Genomic DNA, 23,857 nt, shown 5'->3' with positions numbered 1-23,857 from the left:
GCCTTGATCACTTCGGCCGGTTCGGTCTTGGCGCGGGCGCGGTATTCGTCCCAGGTCCAGCCGGCGGGCAGGTAGCCGTTGAGCGGGTCGTGGGCGCTGGTCTGGTCGGTGACCATGTCCGGGCGCACGCCACGCTTGACCAGTTCCGGAAGGATTTCAGCGGCGTTGCCCAGCAACGCGATGGAGATCGCCTGGCCGGCCTTGGTGTATTTGTCGATGCGCGCCAGGGCGTCGTCGAGGTCGGTGGCTTGTTCGTCGACGTAGCGGCTGCTCAGGCGGAAGTCGATGCTGACCTGCTGGCATTCGATGTTCAGCGAGCAGGCACCGGCCAGGGTCGCGGCCAGTGGCTGNGCGCCGCCCATGCCGCCGAGGCCGGCAGTCAGGACCCAACGGCCCTTGAGGTCATCGTTGTAGTGCTGGCGACCGGCTTCGACGAAGGTTTCGTAGGTGCCCTGCACGATGCCCTGGCTGCCGATGTAGATCCAGCTGCCGGCGGTCATCTGGCCGTACATGGCCAGGCCCTTGGCATCCAGTTCGTTGAAATGCTCCCAGCTCGCCCAGTGCGGCACCAGGTTGGAGTTGGCGATCAGCACGCGCGGGGCGTTGCTGTGGGTCTTGAACACGCCGACGGGTTTGCCGGATTGCACCAGCAGGGTTTCGTCGTCGTTGAGGTTGGTCAGGCTCTCTACGATCTTGTCGTAGCATTCCCAGTTACGTGCCGCACGGCCGATACCGCCGTACACCACCAGTTCTTTCGGATTTTCGGCAACCTGCGGGTCGAGGTTGTTCATCAACATGCGTAGCGGCGCTTCAGTCAGCCAGCTTTTGGCGGTCAGCGTGTTGCCGCGTGCGGCACGGATTTCAACGTCACGGTATTGGGTAGGCTTGGTCACAAAAAAATCCTCAACGATCAATGCGCGAACATTGATGGGTGCGAAGAGGATGTTCATGGACTCTTACGCACACATCTTTACTTGTACATACAAGCATATGCAATCAAGCGGCCAACTTTGCGCGCAAGGTTTGAAGATTTTTTCGGGACGAGGGTGGAAGCCTTGGAAAACAAGGCTTCGCAGCATGATGAATTTTCTTACGGGGGATTTTTACAGTGCGGGAGACTTGTCATCGAGGCAGGGCTTTGCGCCATGCTGGGGCGTTCGGTAACAAGTTGGTGCGGGAAGAGGGAAACAAAATGTGGGGGAAGAAACCCCCACCTGTTCAGGCGGCGGCAGTCAATTCGATAACGCAGCAACGGCCAGTCACGCTGACGTCCAGCAGGCCGGTGTTACCGTCCAGTTGCAGGCAGTCGTGACGGTTCAGCCGCTCACCGAGCACCTTCACTTCATCGGCCACGCTGAACACCAGCACGGTGTGCGCGGCACTGAAGAAACGCTGCGTGCCGTCCATCCATTGCAACCGCGCTTGATAGCGCTGCGGCGAATAGATGAGGTTGAAATCGCGGATCGGCCCGCCGATCAAGCGGCAGGACACCTGGCTGTCACCCTTGAACGGGAATGGCTGCAGCGGTAACAACCCGAGCTGTTCCTCGCCATCCACCGTCAGCACCATGCCCGAGCCTTGCAGCACGGTGATAATGCGCTGGTACCCGGCAAAGGTGGAGAACCCGCCCGACTCGGCGATATCGGCAATCGACAGGCGCCAGCCGAAACCGTCCAGGCCCTCCCCCGCGTCACGGGTGATTTCTTCAGTGCTGCCACCACCGTTTTTCCACGGCATGCGAATGTAATCGGTAGCGCGCCAGACTTTCATCGAACTCATTTACTGAAACGTCCTTCCAGGCTATGACGGGAACCGGGGTGGATCAAACGTGCGGCCGTGACCGGCTGGCGGCCAGACCAGGTGCGGCGGCGAATCAGCAGGCACGGCTCGCTGGTTTCGATTTGCAGCAGCTTGCATTCGTCGGCGTCGGCCAGGATCGCCTCGACCACGTGCTCGCCTTCGGTCAGCGGCGCCACCTGGTTGAGGTAGGCATAGGGCGTTTGCTGGGTGAAATCCTGCTGCAGGTATTCCGGTGCTACCAGGGCGTTGACGAAACGGTCTTCGATTTGCACCGGAATGTCGTTTTCGTAGTGCACGATCAACGAGTGGAACACCCGCCCGCCTTCGCGCATTTCCAGCGCGACGGCGCGCTCGGAGCCGGCGGCTTCTTCGCCGAGGGTAATGACCTTGCACGTATGGCGATGACCGCGGGAGGCGATCTCATCGGCAATGTTGTGCACTTCAAACAGCGCCGACTGGCTCTTGGGCTCGGCGACAAAGGTGCCCACACCTTGCATGCGTACCAGCAGGCCTTCGGCAGTCAACTCGCGCAGGGCGCGGTTGATGGTCATGCGACTGAAGCCCAACTGGTTGACCAGTTCGCTCTCCGAAGGCACGCGATAATGCGGCGGCCAGTTGCCGTTGAGAATCTGCTGGCTGATCATCTGTTTGACGCGGGCATACAAGGGCGCCGGACTTTCGTCCATGTGGGCAGCCAGTGGAGACTTGGCGGGCGGAGTCGACACAGGAAATCCTTGTAGGTGAAAAAGAAGCATAGCTTGCCGGAGTTTACCGAGCAGGCAAACGTCTGTATATGTATATACAAATAAACACACGACTGGGGTGCCTGAATCATGTCCGCTTTCTTTGCCGAACGCGCGCTGCTGCCTAATGGATGGGCCAACGATGTACGTCTTGAAGTCAGCGCCGATGGCCTGCTGACCAAGGTTGAGCCCAACGCCAGTGCAGACGGTGCCGAACGGCTCAGGGGCCCCGTGCTGGCGGGCATGCCGAACCTGCATTCCCACGCTTTCCAGCGCGCGATGGCCGGGCTGGCGGAAGTGGCCGGCAACCCGAATGACAGTTTCTGGACCTGGCGCGACCTGATGTATCGGATGGTCGGCAAGATCCGCCCCGACCAGTTGCAGGTCATCGCGCGCCAGTTGTATATCGAAATGCTCAAGGCCGGCTACACCTCGGTGGCCGAATTTCACTACGTGCACCACGACGTCAGCGGCCAGCCCTATGCCGACCCTGCGGAGCTGTCGCGGCAAATCAGCCAGGCCGCCGCCAGCAGCGGTATCGGCCTGACGTTGTTGCCGGTGCTCTACAGCCACTCCGGTTTCGGCGGCCAGGCACCCAATGAAGGCCAGCGCCGCTTTATCAACAGCACCGAAAATTACCTGAGCCTGCAATCACGCCTGCAACCGATTATGGCCGCGCAACCGGCACAACGGCTGGGCCTGTGTTTTCACTCGCTGCGCGCCGTCACACCGCAACAGATCAGCGAAGTGCTGGCCGCCAGCGACAAGGCGTGCCCGGTGCATATCCACATCGCCGAGCAGCAGAAGGAAGTCGACGACTGCCTGGCCTGGAGCGGCCAGCGCCCGCTGCAATGGTTGTATGACCATGTTGAAGTGGATCAGCGCTGGTGCCTGGTGCACGCCACCCACGCCAATCCGGAAGAAGTGACGTTGATGGCCAGGAGCCGGGCGATTGCCGGGTTGTGCCTGACCACTGAAGCCAACCTGGGCGACGGGATTTTCCCGGCGGTGGACTTCCTGGCCCAGGGCGGGCGCATGGGGATTGGTTCCGACAGCCATGTGTCACTGAGCGTGGTGGAAGAATTGCGCTGGCTGGAATATGGGCAGCGGCTGCGGGACCAGCGGCGCAACCGGCTGTATCGCAGCGATCAGCCGATGGTTGGGCGTACGCTGTTCGATGCCGCGCTGGACGGCGGTGCCGAAGCGTTGGGGCAGCCGATTGGGCGCCTGGAAGTTGGCAAGCGTGCGGACTGGCTGGTGCTGGACGGCAACGATCCGTACCTGGCGACAGCGAACGAAGACGGGATCCTCAATCGCTGGTTGTTTGCCGGTGGTGATCGCCAGGTGCGCGACGTGCTGGTCAACGGCCAGTGGGTGATTCGCGACGGGCATCACGCCGCCGAAGAAGACAGCAGCCGCGCGTTTACCCAGGTCTTGCGGGATTTGCTGGGCTGACAGACGACACATAACAAATGTGGGAGCGGGCTTGCTCGCGAAAGCAGTGGATCAGTCAATACATCTGGTGACTGTCACACCGCCTTCGCGAGCAAGCCCGCTCCCACATTGGATTGGCGCTGTTTCGTATTACTGCGAGGTCTTCGCCATCTGCTTGTCCGACGTACGCCAGATCAAACGTGTGGTGTCATACCCCTGCTGCCGCGCCCTGCTCAGCAGGTCTTCGCGGGTGTCGGCGCTGACCGTCGGCGTGCGCGACAGCAACCACATGTAGCGCCGGCTCGGGCTGCCGACAATGGCGGTCTTGTAGTCATCGCTGACGTACAGCACCCAGTAATCGCCCTTGGCCACGCCCGGCAACAGCGAGGTGAACCAGTTGTTGAATTCGACCCACAGTTTGTCGGTCTTGCCGGCGACCTGCGGCGTTGCGGTGCCCTTGGCTTCCTGCCACTTCCACTCAGGGGTCAGGCAGCGGTTGAACACCGACATGTTGCCATCGGGCAACAGCGTGTAGCGGGCTTCGGACTGCGCACAATTGCGCTGGAAGTACATCGGCAAACGGGCCAACTCATACCAGGTGCCCTGGTAACGCTTGAGGTTGACGCTGCCAACAGTCTTGGGTTGCAGATCATCGCCAGAATGGCTGGCGCAGCCCGCCAAAAACAGGCTGGCGCAGAGGTATAGAACGAAACGCATCATGTTGTTTTTCTCCCGCAGGCTTTCGCCCCGGTTTACTTCAGGCCTTGCCCGGAAAAAATCAGTACTTTGTCACCGGCATATTGCACGCTGATAAAGCTGTTTTTATCGCCCCAGGTGCAACTGGACATACCCAGCGCGCCAGAACAATCAGTCGGCTTGCCCAACAACGACTCCACCTCGGCCTTTGGCATGCCGGCCGACAGTTTTGCGTAATTTTCTTGAGTGACCTTGCTGCAAGCGGCCAGAAGCACGCAAAACGACAACAGGGCGAGACGGCGTAACGACATGGAAAAACTCCTGGAGAGACGAAGCAGCTTGGGGGTCTGCCAGAAGCTTAGAAGGGAAAAGAGGTGTCTGGTTCCCGACGAGCGAAAACAAAAAAGCCCCGAAAACGCTGAAACGTTTCGGGGCTTTTGCTTACCGCAAGGACTTACGCCTTGTGGTAGCCGGTCACACGCTCAACTTCTTCCTTCGAACCCAGGAACACCGCCACGCGCTGGTGCAGGCCTTCAGGCTGGATGTCGAGGATGCGCTGGTGGCCGTCGGTGGACGCACCGCCCGCCTGCTCAACCAGGAACGACATCGGGTTGGCTTCGTACATCAGGCGCAGCTTGCCTGGCTTGGACGGCTCGCGGCTGTCGCGTGGGTACATGAACAGGCCACCACGGGTCAGGATGCGGTGCACGTCGGCAACCATCGCAGCCACCCAGCGCATGTTGAAGTTCTTCTTCAACGGGCCTTCCTCGCCGGCCATCAACTCACCCACATAGCGGGTAACCGGCTCTTCCCAGTGACGCTGGTTGGACATGTTGATTGCAAATTCCTGGGTGGACGCAGGAATGGTGATGTCTTCGTGGGTGAGCACGAAGCTGCCCATTTCGCGGTCCAGGGTGAAGCCCTTGACGCCGTCGCCCAGGGTCAGCACCAGCATGGTCTGTGGGCCGTAGATCGCGTAACCGGCAGCTACCTGCTCGGTGCCCGGCTGCAGGAAGGCCTTTTCGTTCAGGGCTTCGTTCTGGCTCAGGTATTCGTTCGGGCAACGCAGTACCGAGAAGATCGTGCCGACTGGCGCGTTGATGTCGATGTTCGACGAACCGTCCAGTGGGTCGAATACCAGCAGGTACGCGCCTTTCGGGTATTTGCCCGGGATCTGGTAGGCATTGTCCATTTCTTCGGACGCCATGCCGGCCAGGTGACCGCCCCACTCGTTGGCTTCGAGCAGGATTTCGTTGGAGATCACGTCAAGCTTCTTCTGCACTTCGCCTTGTACGTTTTCAGTGCCCATGCTGCCCAGGACACCACCCAGCGCGCCTTTGGACACGGCGTGGCTGATTTCCTTGCAAGCACGCGCCACCACTTCGATAAGGAAGCGCAGATCGGCAGGCGTGTTGTTGCTGCGGGTCTGCTCGATCAAATAGCGACTCAGGGTAACGCGGGACATGGAAGGCTCCGGAAATGGGGGGCTAAAAACCCGCGCAGTTTAACGCGAGTCGGGGCGTATTTCCTCCTATCAGAGGATTTAAACCCAATAGAGTTCATGGACTTTATTTAACGTGCCACCGGTGGCTTGCGCAGCAAACTGTAGGCCATGGCGCCCAGGGCCGCCACACCGAGCAGCAGCACGGCCCAAAGACCGAGCTTTTTCCAGTTCGGCCCGGCATCAACCGGGGCCGCGACCGCAGCCGATGTGACCACTGCCTCGCCCGCCACTTTGGCCTGCCCAAGCCCCGCGAGACGTTCGGCGCTGTAGTCCGGAATCAGGGTCGACAGCGGCAAGTTCGCGCCTTTCACCGACGGATTGCCGAGCACAAGGGTGAACGGTGGCTCGCCCCGCGCCAGGAACACCAACTGCGTGGCCCGCACCGCAAAGCTCAAGGTCGGCGCCTCCACGCCCAGGCCACCCCCACGCTCGTCCACGTCGAGCTTGAGCTGCGCAACAGCCTGGCCCGGCAACTGCAGTTCGTTCTGTAAAACGTCCTGGCCATTTTGTGTCAACCGGTAGAGCAAACCGCTGCTCATGGGCTGCCAGGCCTGATTACTTTCCCGGCGGCCCGACAAGGTGACCGGCGCCAGGCTGTTGGGTTGGCTCAAGTCGATTCGCAAGCGTTCGACGTTCAGTGCGTTGGGTAACTGCCAGCTGTATTCCCCGGCCTTGAGCCGGCTGCCCGACAACGGCTGCGACCACACCAGCGGCAACGGCAGGTTGTGGGCGCTGACACTCTCCAACTGCGCCGACGTCAGCGCCGGTGCCGCCTGGCCTTTCCACAGCAGACGCAGATACCGCGCCGACTGCCCCGGCAAACTCACTTCATGCTGCTCGACGCGCTCATCGGCAAACGACAACCGCGCCACCTGCCCTTCGCCCCAGGCGCGCCAGTGCTGCAAGTCGTCGCTGGCTTCGATGCTGAAACGCTGGAAGCCGTCGCGCTCGCTCGTCCAGTCGAGGATCAGTTGCTGCAACGGGGCCTTGATCGCACTCGCATCAAGCAGCCAGCCGCGCAGCACTTCTTCGCCGGCCTCCAGTTGGCTCGGCGGCTGCACTTGCACCAGCGTGCCGGTGGACGTGGATTGCACACGCACGCTGGGCACGGCTTCGGAGGAGTCAGCCGCAGTGTACAACGGGAACCACTTCACGTTGGACAGGCTGCGGCTTTCGGTGCTTTGCGCCGACTGCCGCGCCAGTGCGTAAGCCTGGGGCTCGCCAGCGGCGTTGAACACCCGCACGTCACCCAGGTCGGCCTGACGGGCGCTCAATTGCACCGCCAGCGGCAGTTCCAGGCGGTACCACGGGCCTTCTCCACTGACCGTCAGCGGCACACGCGTGGTGAAATCGGCGGGCGTTTCCTGGGCCCAGGCCGATAACGTCGTGCACAACCCCAACAGCGCCACACTCAGCTTGCCCATCAAGAGGCCACTCCTTCAGTTTCAACCACCGGCTCGGGGCGCTTGGGCGGCAGCGGCGCGAAATAGCCCACCACCAGCAACAGCCCGCCCACACCGATAAACGATACGATCCGCGCCAGCCCGCCGCGGTTGCTCAATTCGACGAAGAACAATTTGGCCACCACCACGGCAATCAATGCCGCACCGATCAGCCACACCTCACGCCGGTGACGCAGATGGCCGCCGATCATCAGGCTCAGGGCAATCAGGGTCCACACGATCGACAGCCCGGCCTGCACCAGCATCGACTCCAGCAACGCATCCAGATGGAACGGCACGCCACCCCAGTGATGAGCCGTGCGCATCACCAGCGCAGTGAAGAAGGCGAACAACGAGACACCGGAGACCGCCTGGGCGACCAGTTCGGCGCGCGGCCCGCGTTGCGGTGCGGCACTGCGGGACCACAGGTACACACCCAACAGCGCGAATAGCAATCCAATATCCAGCGGGTTAAGCAGCGGCACATACGGCAGCGGCTCGGCGGTGCCGTCGCTGAAGATATTCGCCAGCCAGAACCAGCCGAGCATCAACACCGCCAGCGGCAACGCGGCATACAACCGGTACTCGCGCGGGTACGCCGACACCGGCCACGGCCAACTGCGTGGCGCGGCGGCCAGCACCAGGTATAGGCTCGGCAGGATCGCCCAGCCCAGCCAGCGCCAGGCGTTGTATTCCTCGGACAGCAGCAACAGGCCGTAGCGCAGCTCCAGCGCCAGCACGCCGATCAGCAGCCAGCAACCAAGCACATGCGCGGCGCTCAGGGCTTTCTCCGGAATGACCGAAGCCAGGCGTCGCAGCGACACGAAGTGCACCGCAAACACCGCTGCCCATGCCAGCCAGGCGAAGTTCGCCGCCGGGTGATAACGCGAGCCCCACGAGCCCAGCAACACCACGCCCGCCGCCGGCATCAACAGCGTGCACAGCAAGCCCAGCGACGCCCATTGCAGCCTCAGGGCCAATACCGCCCAGATCGCCACACTCACCGCCGCTACCGCCAACAGCCAGGTGCCTTGCAGCATCGACGGTGCAAAACGCAGCACTTCGCTGACCAACGCCAGCGTCCACCAACCCGCACCCCACACCAGCAGCACGTCGGACAGCCGCTGCAAGCTCAACGCCTCGAACACCGGCGCGTGAGGTCGACGCTGCAAGCGCCAGGCCCCGACCAGCGCTGCCAGCCCGAGCACCATTGGCGTCCAGAAGCCGCTATGACCCAAAGGACGCAAGCCTTCGCTGGTCAGCGGCCCGAGCAGGTCCGGCACCGCGATCAGGAACGAAGCGCCGCCGATCACTTGCAGCAACAACCCGAAGACAAAACTGACGCGCTGTTGCAGGTACAGGCTCAGCCAGATGATCAACAAACCACTGGCCGCCCACACGCCGCTGGCGGTCTCCCACGGCAGCACAAACAGCACCGCCAGGTTGATCAGCACCAACCCGGCGAGCAACACCACCGACAGGCCACGCAACAACCGCACATCGCTGCGCACCATGGTGTCCCGCGCGGCCAGCAGCATGCCGCCGATCAATGCCAGGCCAATCAGCGATGCGGTGAGCAAGCCGCTCCAGCCCGCACTGAACACCGCGCCTGAATCAGCACCCGCTTGCAGGCGCAGCAGGAACAGCGCACCACCCAGCAGTTGCACGGCAAACGCGGTGAAGAGGAACGTGCGCGAGCCGATGCGCAGGCCCACCAGCAAGGTCGCAAGACCGGCAAGCGCCCAACTGATGGCCGTGCCTTGGGTCCACAGCAGCAACGGTGCGAGCAGGTACAAGAAGCCCAGGCCCACACTGGCCAATACCGGCAAGCCTCGACGCTCCCACTGCGCCGCGTGCTCCACCGGCGCCTTGCGCAATTGGTCGAAACTGAACAGCAAGGCCGCCCCCAGCAACAACGCACCCAAGGGTGCACCGTCCAGCAGGCTGGTCTCGCCAATCCGCAATTCGCTGAGGAACGCCAGCGCCGAACCGACTTGCAACAGCAAGCCAAACGCCCGCGCCAAAGGCCGCTGCTGACGCAGGCCGAGCCAGAAAATCCCGGCGCCTTCCACGGCCCAGGCCGCCGCGGTCCAGCGTGCGTCGAGGCCCAACGGAATCGCCAGGCTGGCGAAGATCACACCCAGCGCCAGGCAAGTTTCCGCCAGCAGCAAGGCGCGCCCGCCACTCAGCAAACGAGCCAGGCCCATATAGATAATGCCCAGGGCCAGCGCGCTGAACGCAGCGGCAAACTCCAGGTGCTGCACCAGCGCAAACTGCAGACCGAAGCCCACCAGCGGCGGACCGAACAGCATGCTGCCGTCGACATAATCGCCCTTGGCCGCCGACCAGCGCAGCAACGCGCCACGGCTGTCATCGTCCGGCGCGTCGCGCATCTCCAGCAACTTGCGCCGGGCGAACAACAGGCCGATGCCCAGGTACATCAGGAAAAATAGAATCAGGAACGGCTCGGTGCTCCACAGCAGCTCCGGTGTATAGGAGCGCATGCCCCAGGCGAAGCCGATGCCGAAGGTGCCGACAAAACCGATCAAATTGAGCAGGCGCCAGGCCTTGAACCAGGCGATGGCGAGAATGCCTGTGTTTAGCAGGGCGAAATAGCTGAACAGCGCCACATGGTTGCCGGCGCCGGTGGACGTGAGGATCGGTGCCGCAAAACCGCCGAGTGCAGCGGCGCAGGCCAGGCCGAGGGCGTCCTGGGTAATCGCCAGGATCGCCGAGAAAACGGTGACCGCCACCAGCAAGCCGAGTGCCGCGCCGGGGTCGAGCAGCGGGTGCAGGCGCATCGCGGCGAACACCGTGAGGTACAACACCGCAATGCCGGTGCCCTGCAGCATCAACCCGTAATTACTGTTGCGCAGCCGCAGCCACCAACCCAGGCCCAGCAGTGCCAATGCGCAACCGGCGACACCTGCGTAACGCAACTCGATTGGCACCACCATGCCTTCAGTGGCATAGCGCAGCAGGAAGGCCAGGCCGAGGAACAACAACACCACGCCGACCCGCAGCACGGTGTTGCCACCGAACAGCCAGTTGCGGGCACCGCTGATTGCGCGCTCGATAAAGCTGGGGCCGCGAGGCACCGCAGGCGCGGCAGGTTGTTCAGGGATTTTCGCGCTCGGTTCGGCCCGCCACACATCAGCCGGCAATGGCTGGCTGGGTTCGGCCACCACACTTGAGTAGGCAGGTTCCAGTTCGGCGGGTAATTCCCAGACGAGTTCAGGCGGCGCCGCTACCGGCAGCGGCTCTTCGACAAACACAGGTCCGGCGGTTTCAACGGCGGCAGGCCTTTCCAGCAAGGCCAGGCGTTGCTCGACCACTTTCAGGGCGTTGCGGGCAGACTCCAGCTGACGGCCTTGTTCCTCCGTACGCGAGGCGAGCATCGACAGGCGAATCGCCTGGCCAATGCCCAAACCGAGCAGCGCACCAATGCCCGCATCACTGAACGACTCGTCGAGTGTCCAGCCGAGCACCAGGCCAATCAGCATGAAAATCCATTGCATGGTCGATATCCCTAAGCAGCCCGAAGCGGGCAAAGGCGATGCTCAGTATATCGACACGGACCCCATGTGGGAGCGGGCTTGCTCGCGAAGGCGGTGGATCAGTCACAAATTTGTCGACTGACGCTGCGCTTTCGCGAGCAAGCCCGCTCCCACATTTTTTATTGCAGTGTCTAATCCAACGCTTTCCAGATTTCCGTCGCGTATTCGCGGATGGTCCGGTCCGACGAGAACCAGCCCATGCGCGCGGTATTGAGCACCGCCGAACGCCACCATTCCTTGGAGTCGTGCCAATGGGCCTCGACCCGCGCCTGGGCATCCCAGTAGGAATCGAAGTCGGCACAGACCAGGAAGCGGTCGTAGTCGATCAGCGAATCCACCAACCCGGCATAACGGCCCGGATCATCCGGTGAGAACACCCCGCCACGAATCGCTTGCAGCACATCATTCAAGCGATGGGACGCGGCGATCTCTGGCCCGGCGTTGAACTCGCCCGCGTGTTTGCGCGCTTCCACCTGCTGGGCACTGAGGCCGAAGATGAACATGTGGTCGGCACCCACGCGCTCGTGCATCTCGACGTTGGCGCCGTCCATGGTGCCGATCGTCAGCGCGCCGTTGAGGCCGAATTTCATGTTGCTGGTGCCCGAGGCTTCAAAGCCAGCGGTGGAAATCTGCTCCGACAAGTCGGCCGCCGGAATGATGCTTTCCGCCAGGCTGACGTTGTAGTTGGGCAGGAATACCACCTTGAGCAACCCGCGCACGGTAGGGTCGTTGTTGACGGTACGGGCGATGTCGTTAGTCAGCTTGATGATCAGCTTGGCCTGGTGATAGCTGGCCGCGGCCTTGCCGGCGAAGATCTTCACCCGCGGCACCCAGTCGGTGCCCGGCTCGGCCCGGATCGCCTGGTACAGCGCGACGGTGTGCATCAGGTTCAGCAGCTGGCGCTTGTACTCGTGGATCCGCTTGACCTGCACATCGAACATCGCCGCCGGGTTGACCGAAATCCCCAGGCGCTCGTGAATGATGTCGGCCAGTGCCCGCTTACTGTGCAGCCGCTGTTCGGCGAAGGCCTTGCGAAAGGCTTGCTTCTCGGCAAACGGTTCCAGGTCTGCCAGGCGCTGTTCGGGGTTATCCAGCACGTCCGGGCCCAGTGCCTCCACCAGCATCGCCGTGAGCTTGGGGTTGGCCTGGTACAGCCAGCGGCGGAAGGTAATGCCGTTGGTTTTGTTGTTGATGCGGTCCGGGTAGAGCTTGTGCAGTTCGGAGAACACCGTGCTGCGCATCAGTTGAGTGTGCAGGCCGGATACGCCGTTGACACTGTGGGAGCCGAGGAACGCCAGGTTGCCCATGCGTACGCGGCGACCGTTGTCTTCTTCGATCAGCGAGACGGCACGCAGCACGTCGAAGTCATGGATGCCCTTGGCCCGCAGCGAGTCGATATGCTGGGCGTTGATCAGGTAGATGATCTGCATGTGCCGCGGCAGCATGCGCTCCATCAGGCCGACTGGCCAGGTTTCCAACGCCTCGGGGAGCAAGGTGTGGTTGGTGTACGAAAGGGTTTCGACGGTGACGTCCCAGGCGGCATCCCACGGGATGTCGTGCAGGTCCACCAACTGACGCATCAACTCGGCCACCGCGATCGAGGGGTGAGTGTCGTTGAGCTGGATGGCCGCGTGCTCGCCCAGGCTCAATACCGAGCCGTGCATGTTCTTGTGGCGACGCAGCAGATCCTGCAACGAGGCGGAGACGAAGAAGTACTCCTGGCGCAGGCGCAGCTCCTGCCCTGCTTCGGTGCTGTCGGCCGGGTAAAGCACTCGGGAGATGCTTTCGGCGCGGGCCACCTCGGCGACGGCGCCCAAGTGGTCACCGGCGTTGAAACGTTCCAGGTGCAGGTCTTCCACCGCACGGGCACGCCACAGGCGCAAGGTGTTGACGCTTGCGCCGCGCCAGCCGACGACCGGGGTGTCATACGCCACCGCACGTACGGTTTCATTCGGCGACCAGACCTGGATCGACTTGCCGGACGCGTCCAGCACGGTTTCCACACCACCGCCAAAGCCGATCGGGTAGATCACTTCGGCGCGCTCGAACTCCCAGGGGTTGCCGAAATCCAGCCAGCGTTCGGTTTGCTCCTGCTGCCAGCCATCGACAATCGCCTGGCGAAACAGCCCGTGCTCATACCGAATGCCATAGCCATGGCCGGCAATACCCAGGGTCGACATGCTTTCCATGAAGCAGGCCGCCAGGCGGCCAAGGCCACCGTTGCCCAGGGCCGCGTCGGGCTCCAGCAGGCGAATGCGCTCCATGTCCACACCCAACTCGCTCATGGCCTCACGGGCCACGTCCAGCAAGCCAAGGTTGCTCAGGCTGTCGTAGAGCAGACGGCCGATCAGGAATTCCAGCGAGAGGTAATAGACCCGCTTCTGTCCCTTGCGGTAGATGTGCCGCGTGTGGTCCATCCAGTGGTCGACCATGTGGTCGCGGGCGGCCAGTGCGATGGCTTCAAACCAATCGTGGTCGAAGGCGTGATCGGGGTCCTTGCCCACCGCATAGGTAAGTTTGGTCAAGACGGCATCGCGAAATGCGGCTACCTCTGCTTCTCGTACAAGCGGTTCCTGAGACATCGATGCGACCTCGGGCGAGATAGAAGGAGTTGCTAGAGCCTAGACGGTCTGACAGACGGTAGACGCTCTGGTTCGGCAGTTTTTTAACTCATTCACCTTTGCGGGAATTTGATGCAGGGGCCGTGCCCGTTTGTGGCCCGGCACAGCCTTCGAGCTGAAAGCTGGAAGATATTGTTCAAAAAACCACCAGTTCCGGTATGATCCCGCGCCGGATAACACCCCTCTTGGAAACCTGATGAAGCCTCAACTGATCGCCGCCGCGGAACTCGACCGTCTCGAGACCTGGCAGAAATACTCAAGCCATATGTGTGGCGGCTGTGTGTCGAGCTGCTGCACCCTGCCGGTTGAGGTGAAGATCAAGGACCTGATCCGCATCGGCATCGTCGATGAGTTCGAGCGTGGCGACCCGCCGAAGAACATCGCCAAGCGCTTGCAGAAGGAAGGCATCGTCGAGCGCTTCAACGCCAAATCCGAGATCTTCACCCTGCAGCGCATGAGCAACAACGATTGCCTGTACCTGGATCGTAAGAGCCGCTTCTGCACTATTTATGACAAGCGCCCGGATACTTGCCGCAATCACCCGAAAATCGGGCCGCGCCCGGGGTATTGCGCGTACAAGCCGAAGGAAGTGGTGCGCGAGACCAGGTTCAAGACCCTCGACAAGTTCTGATCCAGATTCTTATTACCTGAACTACCGCTTTCGCGAGCAAGCCCGCTCCCACACTTGACCTTACTCATCCTGAAAAAACGCGGTCGAATGTGGGAGCGGGCTTGCTCGCGAAGGGGCCCGCACAGTCACTACAGATATTGCAGGCATAAAAAAACGCCCCCGGCCTTTCGACCGGGGGCGTTTTTCATTCAGCCTGAGTTAACTCAGTTCTTGGCTTTCTTGGCAGCGCGGGTACGCTCGCCTTCGTCCAGGATCTTCTTACGCAGGCGGATCGACTTAGGCGTAACTTCGCACAGCTCGTCGTCCTGGATGAATTCCAGAGCCTGTTCCAGGGTGAAGCGAACAGGTGGAACCAGAGCGATGGTTTCGTCTTTACCCGAAGCACGCATGTTGTCGAGCTTCTTGCCTTTGGTTGGGTTGACGCCCATGTCGTTGTCACGGCTGTTCAGGCCAACGATCTGACCGTTGTAGATCTCTTGACCGTGTTCAACGAACAGCTTGCCACGCGCCTGGAGGGTTTCCAGGGAGTAGGTCAGCGCCTTGCCGGTTTCTACCGATACCAGAACACCGTTCTGACGACCGGACATGTCGCCGGACTTCATGGTGTCGTAGCGATCGAAGATCGAGGTCAGGATGCCAGCACCGTTGGTCAGGGTCAGGAACTGGTTACGGAAACCGATCAGACCACGAGCAGGGATGTTGTATTCCAGACGCACACGGCCTTTGCCATCCGGCACCATGTTGGTCAGGTCGCCCTTACGCAGGCCCATCTCTTCCATGACCTTGCCCTGGGATTCTTCAGGGGTGTCGATGGTGACGTTTTCAAACGGTTCCTGCTTCACGCCGTCAACCTGACGGATGATCACTTCAGGACGACCAACGCCCATTTCGAAGCCTTCGCGACGCATGGTTTCGATCAGTACCGAGAGGTGCAGCTCACCACGGCCGGAAACCTTGAACTTGTCAGCCGAGTCGCCTTCTTCAACGCGCAGAGCAACGTTGTACAGCAGCTCTTTGTCCAGACGTTCCTTGATGTTACGGGAAGTCACGAACTTGCCTTCTTTACCGCAGAAAGGCGAGTCGTTTACCTGGAAGGTCATGGAAACGGTTGGCTCGTCAACGGTCAGAGGCTTCATCGCCTCGACGTTGTCCGGCTGGCACAGGGTGTCGGAGATGAACAGCGAGTCCATACCGCTCACACACACGATGTCACCGGCAAACGCTTCTTCAACGTCGATGCGGTGCAGGCCGTGGTGACCCATCAGCTTCAGGATACGACCGTTGCGCTTCTTGCCGTCGGCGCCGATGGCGACCACCGGAGTGTTCGGCTTGACGCTACCACGAGCGATACGGCCAACACCGATAACACCCAGGAAGCTGTTGTAGTCCAGTGCCGAGATTTGCATCTGGAACGGGCCTTCACGGTCAACTTTCGGAGCCGGTACGTTGTCGACGATCGACTGGTACAGCGGGGTCATGTCTTCAGCCATGTCGGTGTGTTCCAGACCGGCAATGCCGTTCAGGGCCGAGGCGTAGACGACTTTGAAGTCCAGCTGTTCTTCGGTGGCACCCAGGTTGTCGAACAGGTCGAAGATCTGGTCCAGAACCCAGTCCGGACGCGCGCCTGGACGGTCAACCTTGTTGATGCACACGATCGGACGCAGGCCGGCTTCGAAAGCCTTCTTGGTCACGAAACGGGTTTGCGGCATAGGGCCGTCTTGAGCGTCAACCAGCAGCAGAACGGAGTCAACCATCGACATTACGCGTTCAACTTCGCCGCCGAAGTCGGCGTGGCCCGGGGTATCCACGATGTTGATGTGGTAGCCGTTCCAGTTGATGGCGGTGTTTTTCGCCAGAATGGTAATACCGCGCTCTTTCTCCTGGTCGTTGGAGTCCATCACGCGCTCGTCGTTGAGCTCGTTGCGCTCCAGGGTGCCGGATTGACGCAAGAGTTTGTCTACCAGGGTGGTCTTACCATGGTCAACGTGAGCAATGATGGCGATGTTGCGTAGATTTTCGATCACTTGTGTATCTCGATCAGAGGATTCGGTGTGCTGACAGGTCGTGGCAGCGATTAACAGTAGAGTCAGGCCTTGCCGTTACAGCTTGACGGCAGAGTCGGGGGGCCGGTGACGCAGGCCACAGGCAAACAGCCCCGGGCTCTTAGCTCGGTCGATAAACGCGCACATTGGCATGCCCCTCACTGAGCAAATGGTGGGCATGCAGGCGACTCATCACGCCTTTGTCGCAATACAACAGGTACTGACGGCTGTCATCCAGTTCCTTGAAACGCGCATTCAATGCATAGAACGGCAGCGTTTGTACGTCGATGCCAGCAATTTCCAGCGGCTCGTCTTCAGCGGCATCCGGGTGACGGATGTCGATGATGATCTGACCGGCCAGAGCCTCGCTGACTTCTTCGATCTGCAAATCCTGGCCCAATTCGTCGATAACCCGATCGATCGGCACCAGCTTGGCGTTCTCAAGCGCACGCTCGAGCACCGCCATATCGAACTGTTGTTCTTCGTACTCCACGCGGTTGCGCTTGGCGTGGGTCTTGGGGTTCACCGAGATGACCCCGCAATATTCCGGCATGTGCTTGGCGAAATCCGCCGTGCCGATCTGGGTCGCCAGGTCGATGATGTCTTGCTTGTGACTGGCGATCAGCGGGCGCAGTACCAGCTTCTCGGTCACAGAGTCGATCAACGACAGGTTCGGCAGGGTCTGGCTGGACACCTGGGAAATCGCTTCACCGGTGACCAGTGCGTCGATTTCCAGCCGATCCGCGATTCGGGACGCAGCGCGTAACATCATACGCTTCAATACTACGCCCATATGACTGTTATCGACTTTCCCGAGAATTTCTCCCAGGACTTCCTCGAACGGTACGCTTACAAACAGCACCCGTTGCGAGCTGCCGTACTTCTTCCAGATGTAATGCGCGACTTCCATCACGCCCAATTCGTGTGCACGCCCGCCCAGGTTGAAGAAGCAGAAGTGGCTCATCAGCCCGCGGCGCATGATCTGGTAGGCCGCGACAGTGGAATCGAAACCGCCGGACATCAATACCAGGGTCTGTTCCAGGGCACCCAGCGGGTAGCCGCCGATGCTGTCGTGCTGGCTGTGGATCACAAACAACCGTTGGTCGCGAATTTCCATCCGCACTTCAATTTGCGGCTCTTTCAGGGAAATTCCGGCAGCGCCGCACTCGCGACGCAGCTTGCTGCCCACGTATTTCTCGACATCCATGGAGCTGAACGGGTGCTTGCCGGCGCGTTTGCAACGCACTGAAAACACCTTGCCTGCCAGCACATCGCCGTAGTGCTGCTTGCACCTTTCGGTGATGTCGTCGAAGTCGCCCAGCGGGTACTCGTCGACCTGCAGGAAATGCGCGATGCCCGGTACGCAGCTCAGGCGCTCGGTCATGTCCTTCAGGGCCTTGGGGTCTGTGAGGCGGGTTTCCAGCTCGAGATTGTCCCACACACCATTCACCACCACAGCCGGGTCCAGATCGCGGAGCACGGCACGGATGTTCTTGGCCAATTGACGGATGAAACGCATCCGTACCGGTCGGCTCTTGATGGTGATCTCGGGGAAGACTTTAACGATTAATTTCATGAAAACAGCGCGCGCAGGCCCAGCCGAAAAAGGGGGGCGCGGATTATAGCGGAAATCGCTCAAGGTTTAACCAGTTAATATGCAACTGACCTTTCGCGCACCAAAACGGGTCATAAACCAAAATAAGCGCTACATTGCGGTGCGCAATTTCTTCCGTTTCAGCGGATTGCACCTTTATAGGGGCGTTTTTGTGGCAAAAAACCCATGTCGGGGCACTGGCATGCAATTTGCTCTCTTGTGAGGCAGGTTGCCTTGGTCGAGTATTCGCGCCGGCATCACCCACATTCTAAGGGCTACTCCACTACCCCAGCCCGAAGCCACCCGGAGGACACTATGTCGAAGTCGGTTCAACTCATCAAAGATCATGACGTCAAATGGATTGATCTGCGCTTCACGGACACCAAAGGCACTCAGCACCACGTGACCATGCCGGCTCGCGACGCGCTGGATGACGCCTTCTTCGAAGAAGGCAAAATGTTCGACGGCTCCTCCATTGCCGGCTGGAAAGGCATCGAAGCGTCCGACATGATCCTGATGCCGGACGACAGCACTGCCGTACTCGACCCGTTCACCGAAGACCCAACCTTGATCATCGTCTGCGACGTGATCGAGCCTTCGACCATGCAGGGCTACGACCGTGACCCACGTGCGATCGCCAAGCGTGCCGAGGAATACCTGAAGTCGACCGGTATCGGTGACACCGTATTCGTAGGTCCGGAACCAGAATTCTTCATCTTTGATTCGGTCAAGTTCAAGTCCGACATCTCTGGTTCCATGTTCAAAATCTTCTCCGAACAAGGTTCGTGGATGTCCGACCAGGACGTGGAAGGCGGCAACAAAGGCCACCGTCCAGGTGTCAAAGGCGGCTACTTCCCGGTTCCTCCGTTCGACCACGACCACGAAATCCGTACCTCCATGTGCAACGCCATGGAAGAGATGGGCCTGGTCATCGAAGTTCACCACCACGAAGTGGCGACTGCCGGCCAGAACGAAATCGGCGTGAAGTTCAACACCCTGGTTGCCAAGGCTGACGAAGTTCAGACCCTGAAGTACTGCGTACACAACGTGGCTGATGCCTACGGCCGTACCGCTACCTTCATGCCTAAGCCTCTGTACGGCGATAACGGTTCGGGTATGCACGTTCACCTGTCCATCGCCAAAGAAGGCAAGAACACCTTCGCTGGCGAAGGTTATGCCGGCCTGTCCGACACTGCCCTGTACTTCATCGGCGGTATCATCAAGCACGGTAAGGCCCTGAACGGCTTCACCAACCCATCGACCAACTCCTACAAGCGTCTGGTCCCAGGTTTCGAAGCTCCGGTAATGCTCGCCTACTCGGCTCGCAACCGTTCCGCTTCGATCCGTATTCCTTACGTGTCCAGCCCTCGCGCTCGCCGTATCGAAGCCCGTTTCCCGGATCCGGCAGCCAACCCGTACCTGGCCTTCGCTGCCCTGGTAATGGCCGGCCTGGACGGTATCCAGAACAAGATCCACCCTGGCGACGCCGCCGACAAAAACTTGTACGACCTGCCGCCTGAAGAGGCCAAAGAGATCCCACAAGTGTGCGGCAGCCTGAAAGAAGCCCTGGAAGAGCTGGACAAGGGCCGTGCGTTCCTGACCAAAGGCGGCGTGTTCAGCGACGACTTTATCGATGCCTACATCGCCCTGAAAAGCGAAGAAGAAATCAAGGTCCGCACCTTCGTACACCCACTGGAATACGAGCTGTACTACAGCTGCTGATCCGGTAGCGCTGCGTAACGCGGCGTGACGAAAAAGGCCTCCTTCGGGAGGTCTTTTTTTTGCCCGCAAAACCCTGTGGGAGCGGGCTTGCCCGCGAAAAATTCAAAGGCACCGCATTTCTTCAATACTTACGCGTTATCGTTAACGACCTTCGCGAGCAAGCTCGCTCCTACAGAAGAGGGATCTGCCTTGAAACTCAAAACTGGGTTCATCTTGCTGGCCATCAGCGCCAATGTATTCGCAGCACCACCCACTCTCGCCCCGCTGCTCGACAGCATTGCCGAACGCCTGGCGATTGCCGACCAGGTGGCCCTGAGCAAATGGGACAGCCACAAGCCCGTCGAAGACCGCCCACGGGAGCAGGACGTGATCGCCAGCGTCGTCGCCCAGGCGCCGAGCTACAAACTGGCACCGGCACAGGCCGAGCAGTTTTTCTCGGCCCAGATCGAGGCGAACAAACTGGTGCAGTACGCCCACCTTTCCGACTGGCAGCTGCAAGGCAAGGCGCCGAATGACCCACGCCCGGATCTGGTCGGCCAGATCCGCCCTAAACTGGACCTGCTGCAAAAACGCCTGCTGCAACAGCTGGCGGACTTCACCCCGGAGCGCACCAACCCGCAATGCCCGCAATGGCTGGCCCAGGCCAATCACGCACCTGCCAAAGACTCGCTGCACCAGCTGGCAATGATCCGCGCCACTGCCGAGCTGTGTATCTATAAAATCTAAAATTGCGAACCCCATCAAAATGTGGGAGCGGGCTTGCTCGCATGGCGGTGTGTCAGTTGATATATGCATGACTGACACGCCGCCTTCGCGAGCAAGCCCGCTCCCACAATTTAGATCCGACCCATTCAGCCAATCAGTCGCTGCCACCAGCTTCCTGAACAGACTTTTCAAAACCGCACTATATTGGTGCGATACGCTGCACCCTTCCCACTTACGCAACCCATTTTGGTTCGAAACTTCCCGTCCAAGCTGGCAGAACGCCACAGTTTCGCGCCTTAATCCCCCATTTCAGGGCTTTAACGCTTCTTTTCGGAGCTTTGGTTTGGTTTTTGCATTTTCCTTGTATCAGCGTGTGCCTCAAGCCCGCGCCTTGCTCCAAAAGAGGTCCTAATGACCATCAGCGACGCACTGCACCGCCTGTTACTCGACAACCTGACCACCGCGACCATTCTGCTCAATGACGAACTGCGCCTTGAGTACATGAACCCGGCGGCGGAGATGCTGCTGGCCATCAGCGGGCAGCGCAGCCATGGGCAATTCATCAGTGAGCTGTTCACTGAGTCGGCCGAGGCCTTGAGCTCGTTGCGCCAGGCCGTGGAGCAGGCGCACCCGTTCACCAAGCGCGAAGCGATGCTCACCGCCCTCACCGGCCAGACCCTCACCGTCGACTACGCGGTTACACCGATCCTCAGCCACGGCGCCACCTTGCTGCTGCTGGAGGTGCATCCCCGGGATCGCCTGCTGCGCATCACCAAGGAAGAGGCGCAGCTGTCCAAGCAGGAAACCAGCAAGATGCTGGTGCGCGGCCTGGCCCATGAGATCAAGAACCCCCTGGGCGGGATTCGCGGTGCCGCACAGCTGCTGGCCCGCGAGCTGCCGGACGAAAACCTCAAGGACTACACCAACGTCATCATCGAGGAAGCCGACCGCCTGCGTAACCTGGTAGACCGCATGCTCGGCTCCAACAAGCTGCCGTCTCTGGCAATGACCAACGTGCACGAAGTGCTGGAGCGGGTTTGCCAGTTGGTGGAGGCCGAAAGCCAGGGCTGCATCACCTTGGTGCGCGACTACGACCCGAGCATTCCCGACGTATTGATCGACCGCGAGCAGATGATCCAGGCGGTGCTCAATATCGTGCGCAACGCCATGCAGGCCATCAGCAGCCAGAACGAGCTGCGCCTGGGCCGCATCAGCCTGCGCACCCGTGCCCTGCGCCAGTTCACCATTGGCCACGTGCGCCATCGCCTGGTGACCAAGGTCGAGATCATCGACAACGGCCCCGGCATCCCTGCAGAACTGCAGGAAACCATCTTTTTCCCAATGGTCAGCGGCCGCCCGGACGGTACCGGGCTCGGCCTGGCCATTACCCAGAACATCATCAGCCAGCACCAGGGTTTGATCGAATGTGAGAGCCATCCCGGTCACACCACCTTCTCGATCTTTCTGCCACTGGAACAAGGAGCCCCATCGACATGAGCCGTAGTGAAACTGTCTGGATCGTCGATGACGACCGTTCTATCCGCTGGGTCCTGGAGAAAGCCTTGCAACAGGAAGGCATGACCACCCAGAGCTTCGACAGCGCCGACGGGGTGATGAGCCGCCTGGCTCGCCAGCAGCCCGATGTGATCATCTCCGACATCCGCATGCCCGGCGCCAGCGGCCTGGACTTGCTGGCGCGGATTCGCGAGCAGCACCCGCGCCTGCCGGTGATCATCATGACCGCGCACTCGGACCTGGACAGCGCTGTCGCGTCCTATCAGGGCGGCGCCTTTGAATACCTGCCAAAACCGTTCGACGTGGACGAAGCGGTGGCGCTGGTAAAACGCGCCAACCAGCACGCCCAGGAACAGCAGAACCAGGAAGCCCCGCCGGCCCTGACCCGTACCCCGGAAATCATCGGCGAAGCGCCGGCGATGCAGGAAGTGTTTCGCGCCATCGGGCGCTTGAGCCACTCCAACATCACCGTGCTGATCAATGGCGAGTCGGGTACCGGTAAAGAACTGGTGGCCCACGCCCTGCACCGTCACAGCCCACGGGCCGCGTCGCCGTTCATTGCGCTGAACATGGCGGCGATCCCGAAAGACTTGATGGAGTCGGAACTGTTCGGCCATGAAAAAGGCGCGTTCACCGGTGCAGCCAACCTGCGCCGTGGCCGTTTTGAACAGGCCGACGGCGGCACGCTGTTCCTCGATGAAATCGGCGACATGCCGGCCGACACCCAGACGCGCTTGCTGCGGGTCCTGGCCGACGGCGAGTTTTATCGGGTAGGCGGGCACACGCCGGTCAAGGTCGACGTACGTATCATCGCGGCGACGCACCAGAACCTGGAAACCCTGGTGCACGCCGGGAAATTCCGTGAAGACTTGTTCCACCGCCTGAACGTGATCCGCATCCACATCCCACGAATGTCGGACCGCCGCGAGGACATCCCGACCCTGGCCCGTCACTTCCTCAGCCGCGCCGCCCAGGAGCTGGCCGTCGAGCCGAAGCTGCTGAAAAGCGAGACCGAGGAATACCTGAAGAACCTGCCATGGCCGGGCAACGTGCGTCAGCTGGAGAACACCTGCCGCTGGATCACGGTGATGGCTTCGGGGCGCGAAGTGCATATCAGCGACCTGCCGCCTGAGCTGCTGAGCCTGCCGCAGGATTCGGCACCGGTGACCAACTGGGAGCAGGCGCTGCGCCAATGGGCCGACCAGGCCCTGGCACGTGGCCAGTCGAACCTGCTGGACAGCGCTGTGCCGGCTTTCGAGCGGATCATGATCGAAACCGCCCTCAAGCATACCGCTGGACGTCGTCGCGACGCCGCCGTGCTGCTGGGCTGGGGCCGCAATACGCTGACACGCAAGATCAAGGAGCTGGGGATGAAGGTTGACGGTGGGGATGATGATGAGGGCGATGAAGGCTGATTGATCCCTCAAGTACACCGAAGATCCAGTGTGGGAGCGGGCTCGCTCGCGAAGGCGATGGTTCAGTCAACATACGTATCGACTGACGCGCCGCCTTCGCGAGCAAGCCCGCTCCCACATTTGGATCTCCACAAGGTTTCAGCACTGTGCACCGCTTCAATGCACCACGAACCGGCATCGCGCACTTATCCAACGCCTGAAACCCATGCCTTGTTAAGAAAATATTAAAACCCAAAAAAGCCAAAGCCCCGTATTCCGGGGCTTTGCGCTTTCTGAAGAAATTTTTTGGCGCCACTTCGCAATTCTGGCACGCGCCCTGCAATAACCCTGTTACTACCCAGTTTCGGGGACCTTGGTACAGGCAGGCCGAGAATCCCCTCTTTAACACCCGGGGTGCTTGATGCGGATCGCGTCGCGCCCCACACCCGTTTCGGGA

17 protein-coding genes are annotated in these 23,857 nt (G+C 60.8%); 6 read left to right on the top strand and 11 right to left on the bottom strand.

All coding sequences use genetic code 11. The features are described from left to right. The 3 genes from hutU to hutC all read right to left on the bottom strand — a co-directional run. Positions 1–893 (bottom strand): urocanate hydratase (gene hutU / locus JV201_RS29490; protein WP_257903280.1); only part of this gene is annotated, 893 nt, incomplete at its 3' end. A 325-nt stretch (positions 894–1,218) separates the two neighbouring features. After that, on the bottom strand, positions 1,219–1,779 hold the full coding sequence (locus JV201_RS01695) for a HutD family protein (RefSeq protein ID WP_003217978.1): 561 nt from the start codon (positions 1,777–1,779) through the stop codon (positions 1,219–1,221). Further along, positions 1,776–2,555 (bottom strand): histidine utilization repressor, encoded by a 780-nt coding sequence (gene hutC, locus JV201_RS01690; protein ID WP_173406113.1) that lies wholly within the window; start codon positions 2,553–2,555, stop codon positions 1,776–1,778. Before hutC ends, JV201_RS01695 begins: the two co-directional genes overlap by 4 nt. Before the next feature lie 78 nt (positions 2,556–2,633). Here hutC and JV201_RS01685 point away from each other — a divergent pair, with 78 nt between their 5' ends. Then, entirely contained in the window at positions 2,634–3,998 is a 1,365-nt protein-coding gene (locus JV201_RS01685; RefSeq protein WP_219406426.1) for a formimidoylglutamate deiminase, read from the top strand. A 129-nt stretch (positions 3,999–4,127) separates the two neighbouring features. Here JV201_RS01685 and JV201_RS01680 read toward each other — a convergent pair whose 3' ends face one another. The 6 genes from JV201_RS01680 to JV201_RS01655 form a co-directional block, all read right to left on the bottom strand. Beyond that, positions 4,128–4,697, bottom strand: coding sequence for a lipocalin family protein (locus JV201_RS01680; RefSeq protein ID WP_003217984.1), 570 nt, complete (start codon positions 4,695–4,697; stop codon positions 4,128–4,130). A 32-nt stretch (positions 4,698–4,729) separates the two neighbouring features. Next, positions 4,730–4,984, bottom strand: coding sequence for a hypothetical protein (locus JV201_RS01675; protein WP_003217986.1), 255 nt, complete (start codon positions 4,982–4,984; stop codon positions 4,730–4,732). Positions 4,985–5,127: 143 nt separating this feature from the next. Further along, positions 5,128–6,138, bottom strand: a complete 1,011-nt coding sequence (locus JV201_RS01670) for a class 1 fructose-bisphosphatase (RefSeq protein WP_003217989.1) — start codon at positions 6,136–6,138, stop codon at positions 5,128–5,130. 107 nt (positions 6,139–6,245) lie between these two features. After that, positions 6,246–7,601 carry a DUF3999 domain-containing protein gene (locus tag JV201_RS01665; protein WP_219406425.1) on the bottom strand — a complete coding sequence of 452 codons (1,356 nt, stop codon included), beginning with the start codon at positions 7,599–7,601 and terminating at the stop codon, positions 6,246–6,248. Continuing rightward, entirely contained in the window at positions 7,601–11,137 is a 3,537-nt protein-coding gene (locus JV201_RS01660) for a DUF2339 domain-containing protein (RefSeq protein ID WP_219406424.1), read from the bottom strand. Before JV201_RS01660 ends, JV201_RS01665 begins: the two co-directional genes overlap by 1 nt. Positions 11,138–11,307: 170 nt before the next feature. Further along, on the bottom strand, positions 11,308–13,758 hold the full coding sequence (locus tag JV201_RS01655; protein ID WP_003217995.1) for a glycogen/starch/alpha-glucan phosphorylase: 2,451 nt from the start codon (positions 13,756–13,758) through the stop codon (positions 11,308–11,310). 235 nt (positions 13,759–13,993) lie between these two features. On the opposite strand from JV201_RS01655, the gene JV201_RS01650 reads away from it, so the two are divergent. Further along, positions 13,994–14,428, top strand: coding sequence for a YkgJ family cysteine cluster protein (locus JV201_RS01650; protein ID WP_003217996.1), 435 nt, complete (start codon positions 13,994–13,996; stop codon positions 14,426–14,428). Positions 14,429–14,631: 203 nt separating this feature from the next. On the opposite strand, the gene typA is transcribed toward JV201_RS01650, so the two are convergent. Together typA and thiI are read right to left on the bottom strand one after the other, a co-directional pair. After that, entirely contained in the window at positions 14,632–16,452 is a 1,821-nt protein-coding gene (gene typA / locus JV201_RS01645; RefSeq protein ID WP_003217997.1) for a translational GTPase TypA, read from the bottom strand. A gap of 139 nt (positions 16,453–16,591) precedes the next feature. Further along, positions 16,592–18,046: a tRNA uracil 4-sulfurtransferase ThiI gene (thiI, locus tag JV201_RS01640; RefSeq protein WP_219406423.1), complete on the bottom strand. Its 1,455-nt coding sequence runs from the start codon at positions 18,044–18,046 to the stop codon at positions 16,592–16,594. A 333-nt stretch (positions 18,047–18,379) separates the two neighbouring features. Between thiI and glnA the strand changes: the two genes are divergently transcribed. From glnA to ntrC, 4 genes are all read left to right on the top strand, one after another. Further along, positions 18,380–19,786, top strand: coding sequence for a glutamate--ammonia ligase (gene glnA, locus JV201_RS01635; protein WP_219406422.1), 1,407 nt, complete (start codon positions 18,380–18,382; stop codon positions 19,784–19,786). Positions 19,787–19,975: 189 nt separating this feature from the next. Further along, complete coding sequence (locus tag JV201_RS01630) at positions 19,976–20,512, top strand: chorismate mutase (protein ID WP_219406421.1); 537 nt, start codon at positions 19,976–19,978, stop codon at positions 20,510–20,512. 390 nt (positions 20,513–20,902) lie between these two features. Then, positions 20,903–21,988, top strand: a complete 1,086-nt coding sequence (gene glnL, locus JV201_RS01625) for a nitrogen regulation protein NR(II) (RefSeq protein ID WP_003218001.1) — start codon at positions 20,903–20,905, stop codon at positions 21,986–21,988. Then, complete coding sequence (gene ntrC / locus JV201_RS01620) at positions 21,985–23,421, top strand: nitrogen regulation protein NR(I) (protein WP_003218003.1); 1,437 nt, start codon at positions 21,985–21,987, stop codon at positions 23,419–23,421. Before glnL ends, ntrC begins: the two co-directional genes overlap by 4 nt. Positions 23,422–23,857 lie beyond the last annotated feature (436 nt).

Source organism: Pseudomonas sp. Colony2 (genome assembly GCF_019382755.1).
GTDB lineage: Bacteria > Pseudomonadota > Gammaproteobacteria > Pseudomonadales > Pseudomonadaceae > Aquipseudomonas.
Note: the sequence above shows the minus strand (reverse complement) of the source record. Positions and strands in the feature narration are given on the sequence as shown.

What these genes read in the sequence shown, in the direction of transcription:
- JV201_RS01655 (WP_003217995.1), bottom strand. Translation starts at nt 13,758, where the DNA reads ATGTCTCAGGAACCGCTTGTACGAGAAGCAGAGGTAGCCGCATTTCGC.
- thiI (WP_219406423.1), bottom strand. Translation starts at nt 18,046, where the DNA reads ATGAAATTAATCGTTAAAGTCTTCCCCGAGATCACCATCAAGAGCCGA.
- JV201_RS01685 (WP_219406426.1), top strand. Translation starts at nt 2,634, where the DNA reads ATGTCCGCTTTCTTTGCCGAACGCGCGCTGCTGCCTAATGGATGGGCC.
- glnA (WP_219406422.1), top strand. Translation starts at nt 18,380, where the DNA reads ATGTCGAAGTCGGTTCAACTCATCAAAGATCATGACGTCAAATGGATT.
- JV201_RS01695 (WP_003217978.1), bottom strand. Translation starts at nt 1,779, where the DNA reads ATGAGTTCGATGAAAGTCTGGCGCGCTACCGATTACATTCGCATGCCG.
- JV201_RS01680 (WP_003217984.1), bottom strand. Translation starts at nt 4,697, where the DNA reads ATGATGCGTTTCGTTCTATACCTCTGCGCCAGCCTGTTTTTGGCGGGC.
- JV201_RS01660 (WP_219406424.1), bottom strand. Translation starts at nt 11,137, where the DNA reads ATGCAATGGATTTTCATGCTGATTGGCCTGGTGCTCGGCTGGACACTC.
- JV201_RS01675 (WP_003217986.1), bottom strand. Translation starts at nt 4,984, where the DNA reads ATGTCGTTACGCCGTCTCGCCCTGTTGTCGTTTTGCGTGCTTCTGGCC.
- JV201_RS01665 (WP_219406425.1), bottom strand. Translation starts at nt 7,601, where the DNA reads ATGGGCAAGCTGAGTGTGGCGCTGTTGGGGTTGTGCACGACGTTATCG.
- JV201_RS01650 (WP_003217996.1), top strand. Translation starts at nt 13,994, where the DNA reads ATGAAGCCTCAACTGATCGCCGCCGCGGAACTCGACCGTCTCGAGACC.
- hutC (WP_173406113.1), bottom strand. Translation starts at nt 2,555, where the DNA reads ATGCTTCTTTTTCACCTACAAGGATTTCCTGTGTCGACTCCGCCCGCC.
- glnL (WP_003218001.1), top strand. Translation starts at nt 20,903, where the DNA reads ATGACCATCAGCGACGCACTGCACCGCCTGTTACTCGACAACCTGACC.
- JV201_RS01670 (WP_003217989.1), bottom strand. Translation starts at nt 6,138, where the DNA reads ATGTCCCGCGTTACCCTGAGTCGCTATTTGATCGAGCAGACCCGCAGC.
- ntrC (WP_003218003.1), top strand. Translation starts at nt 21,985, where the DNA reads ATGAGCCGTAGTGAAACTGTCTGGATCGTCGATGACGACCGTTCTATC.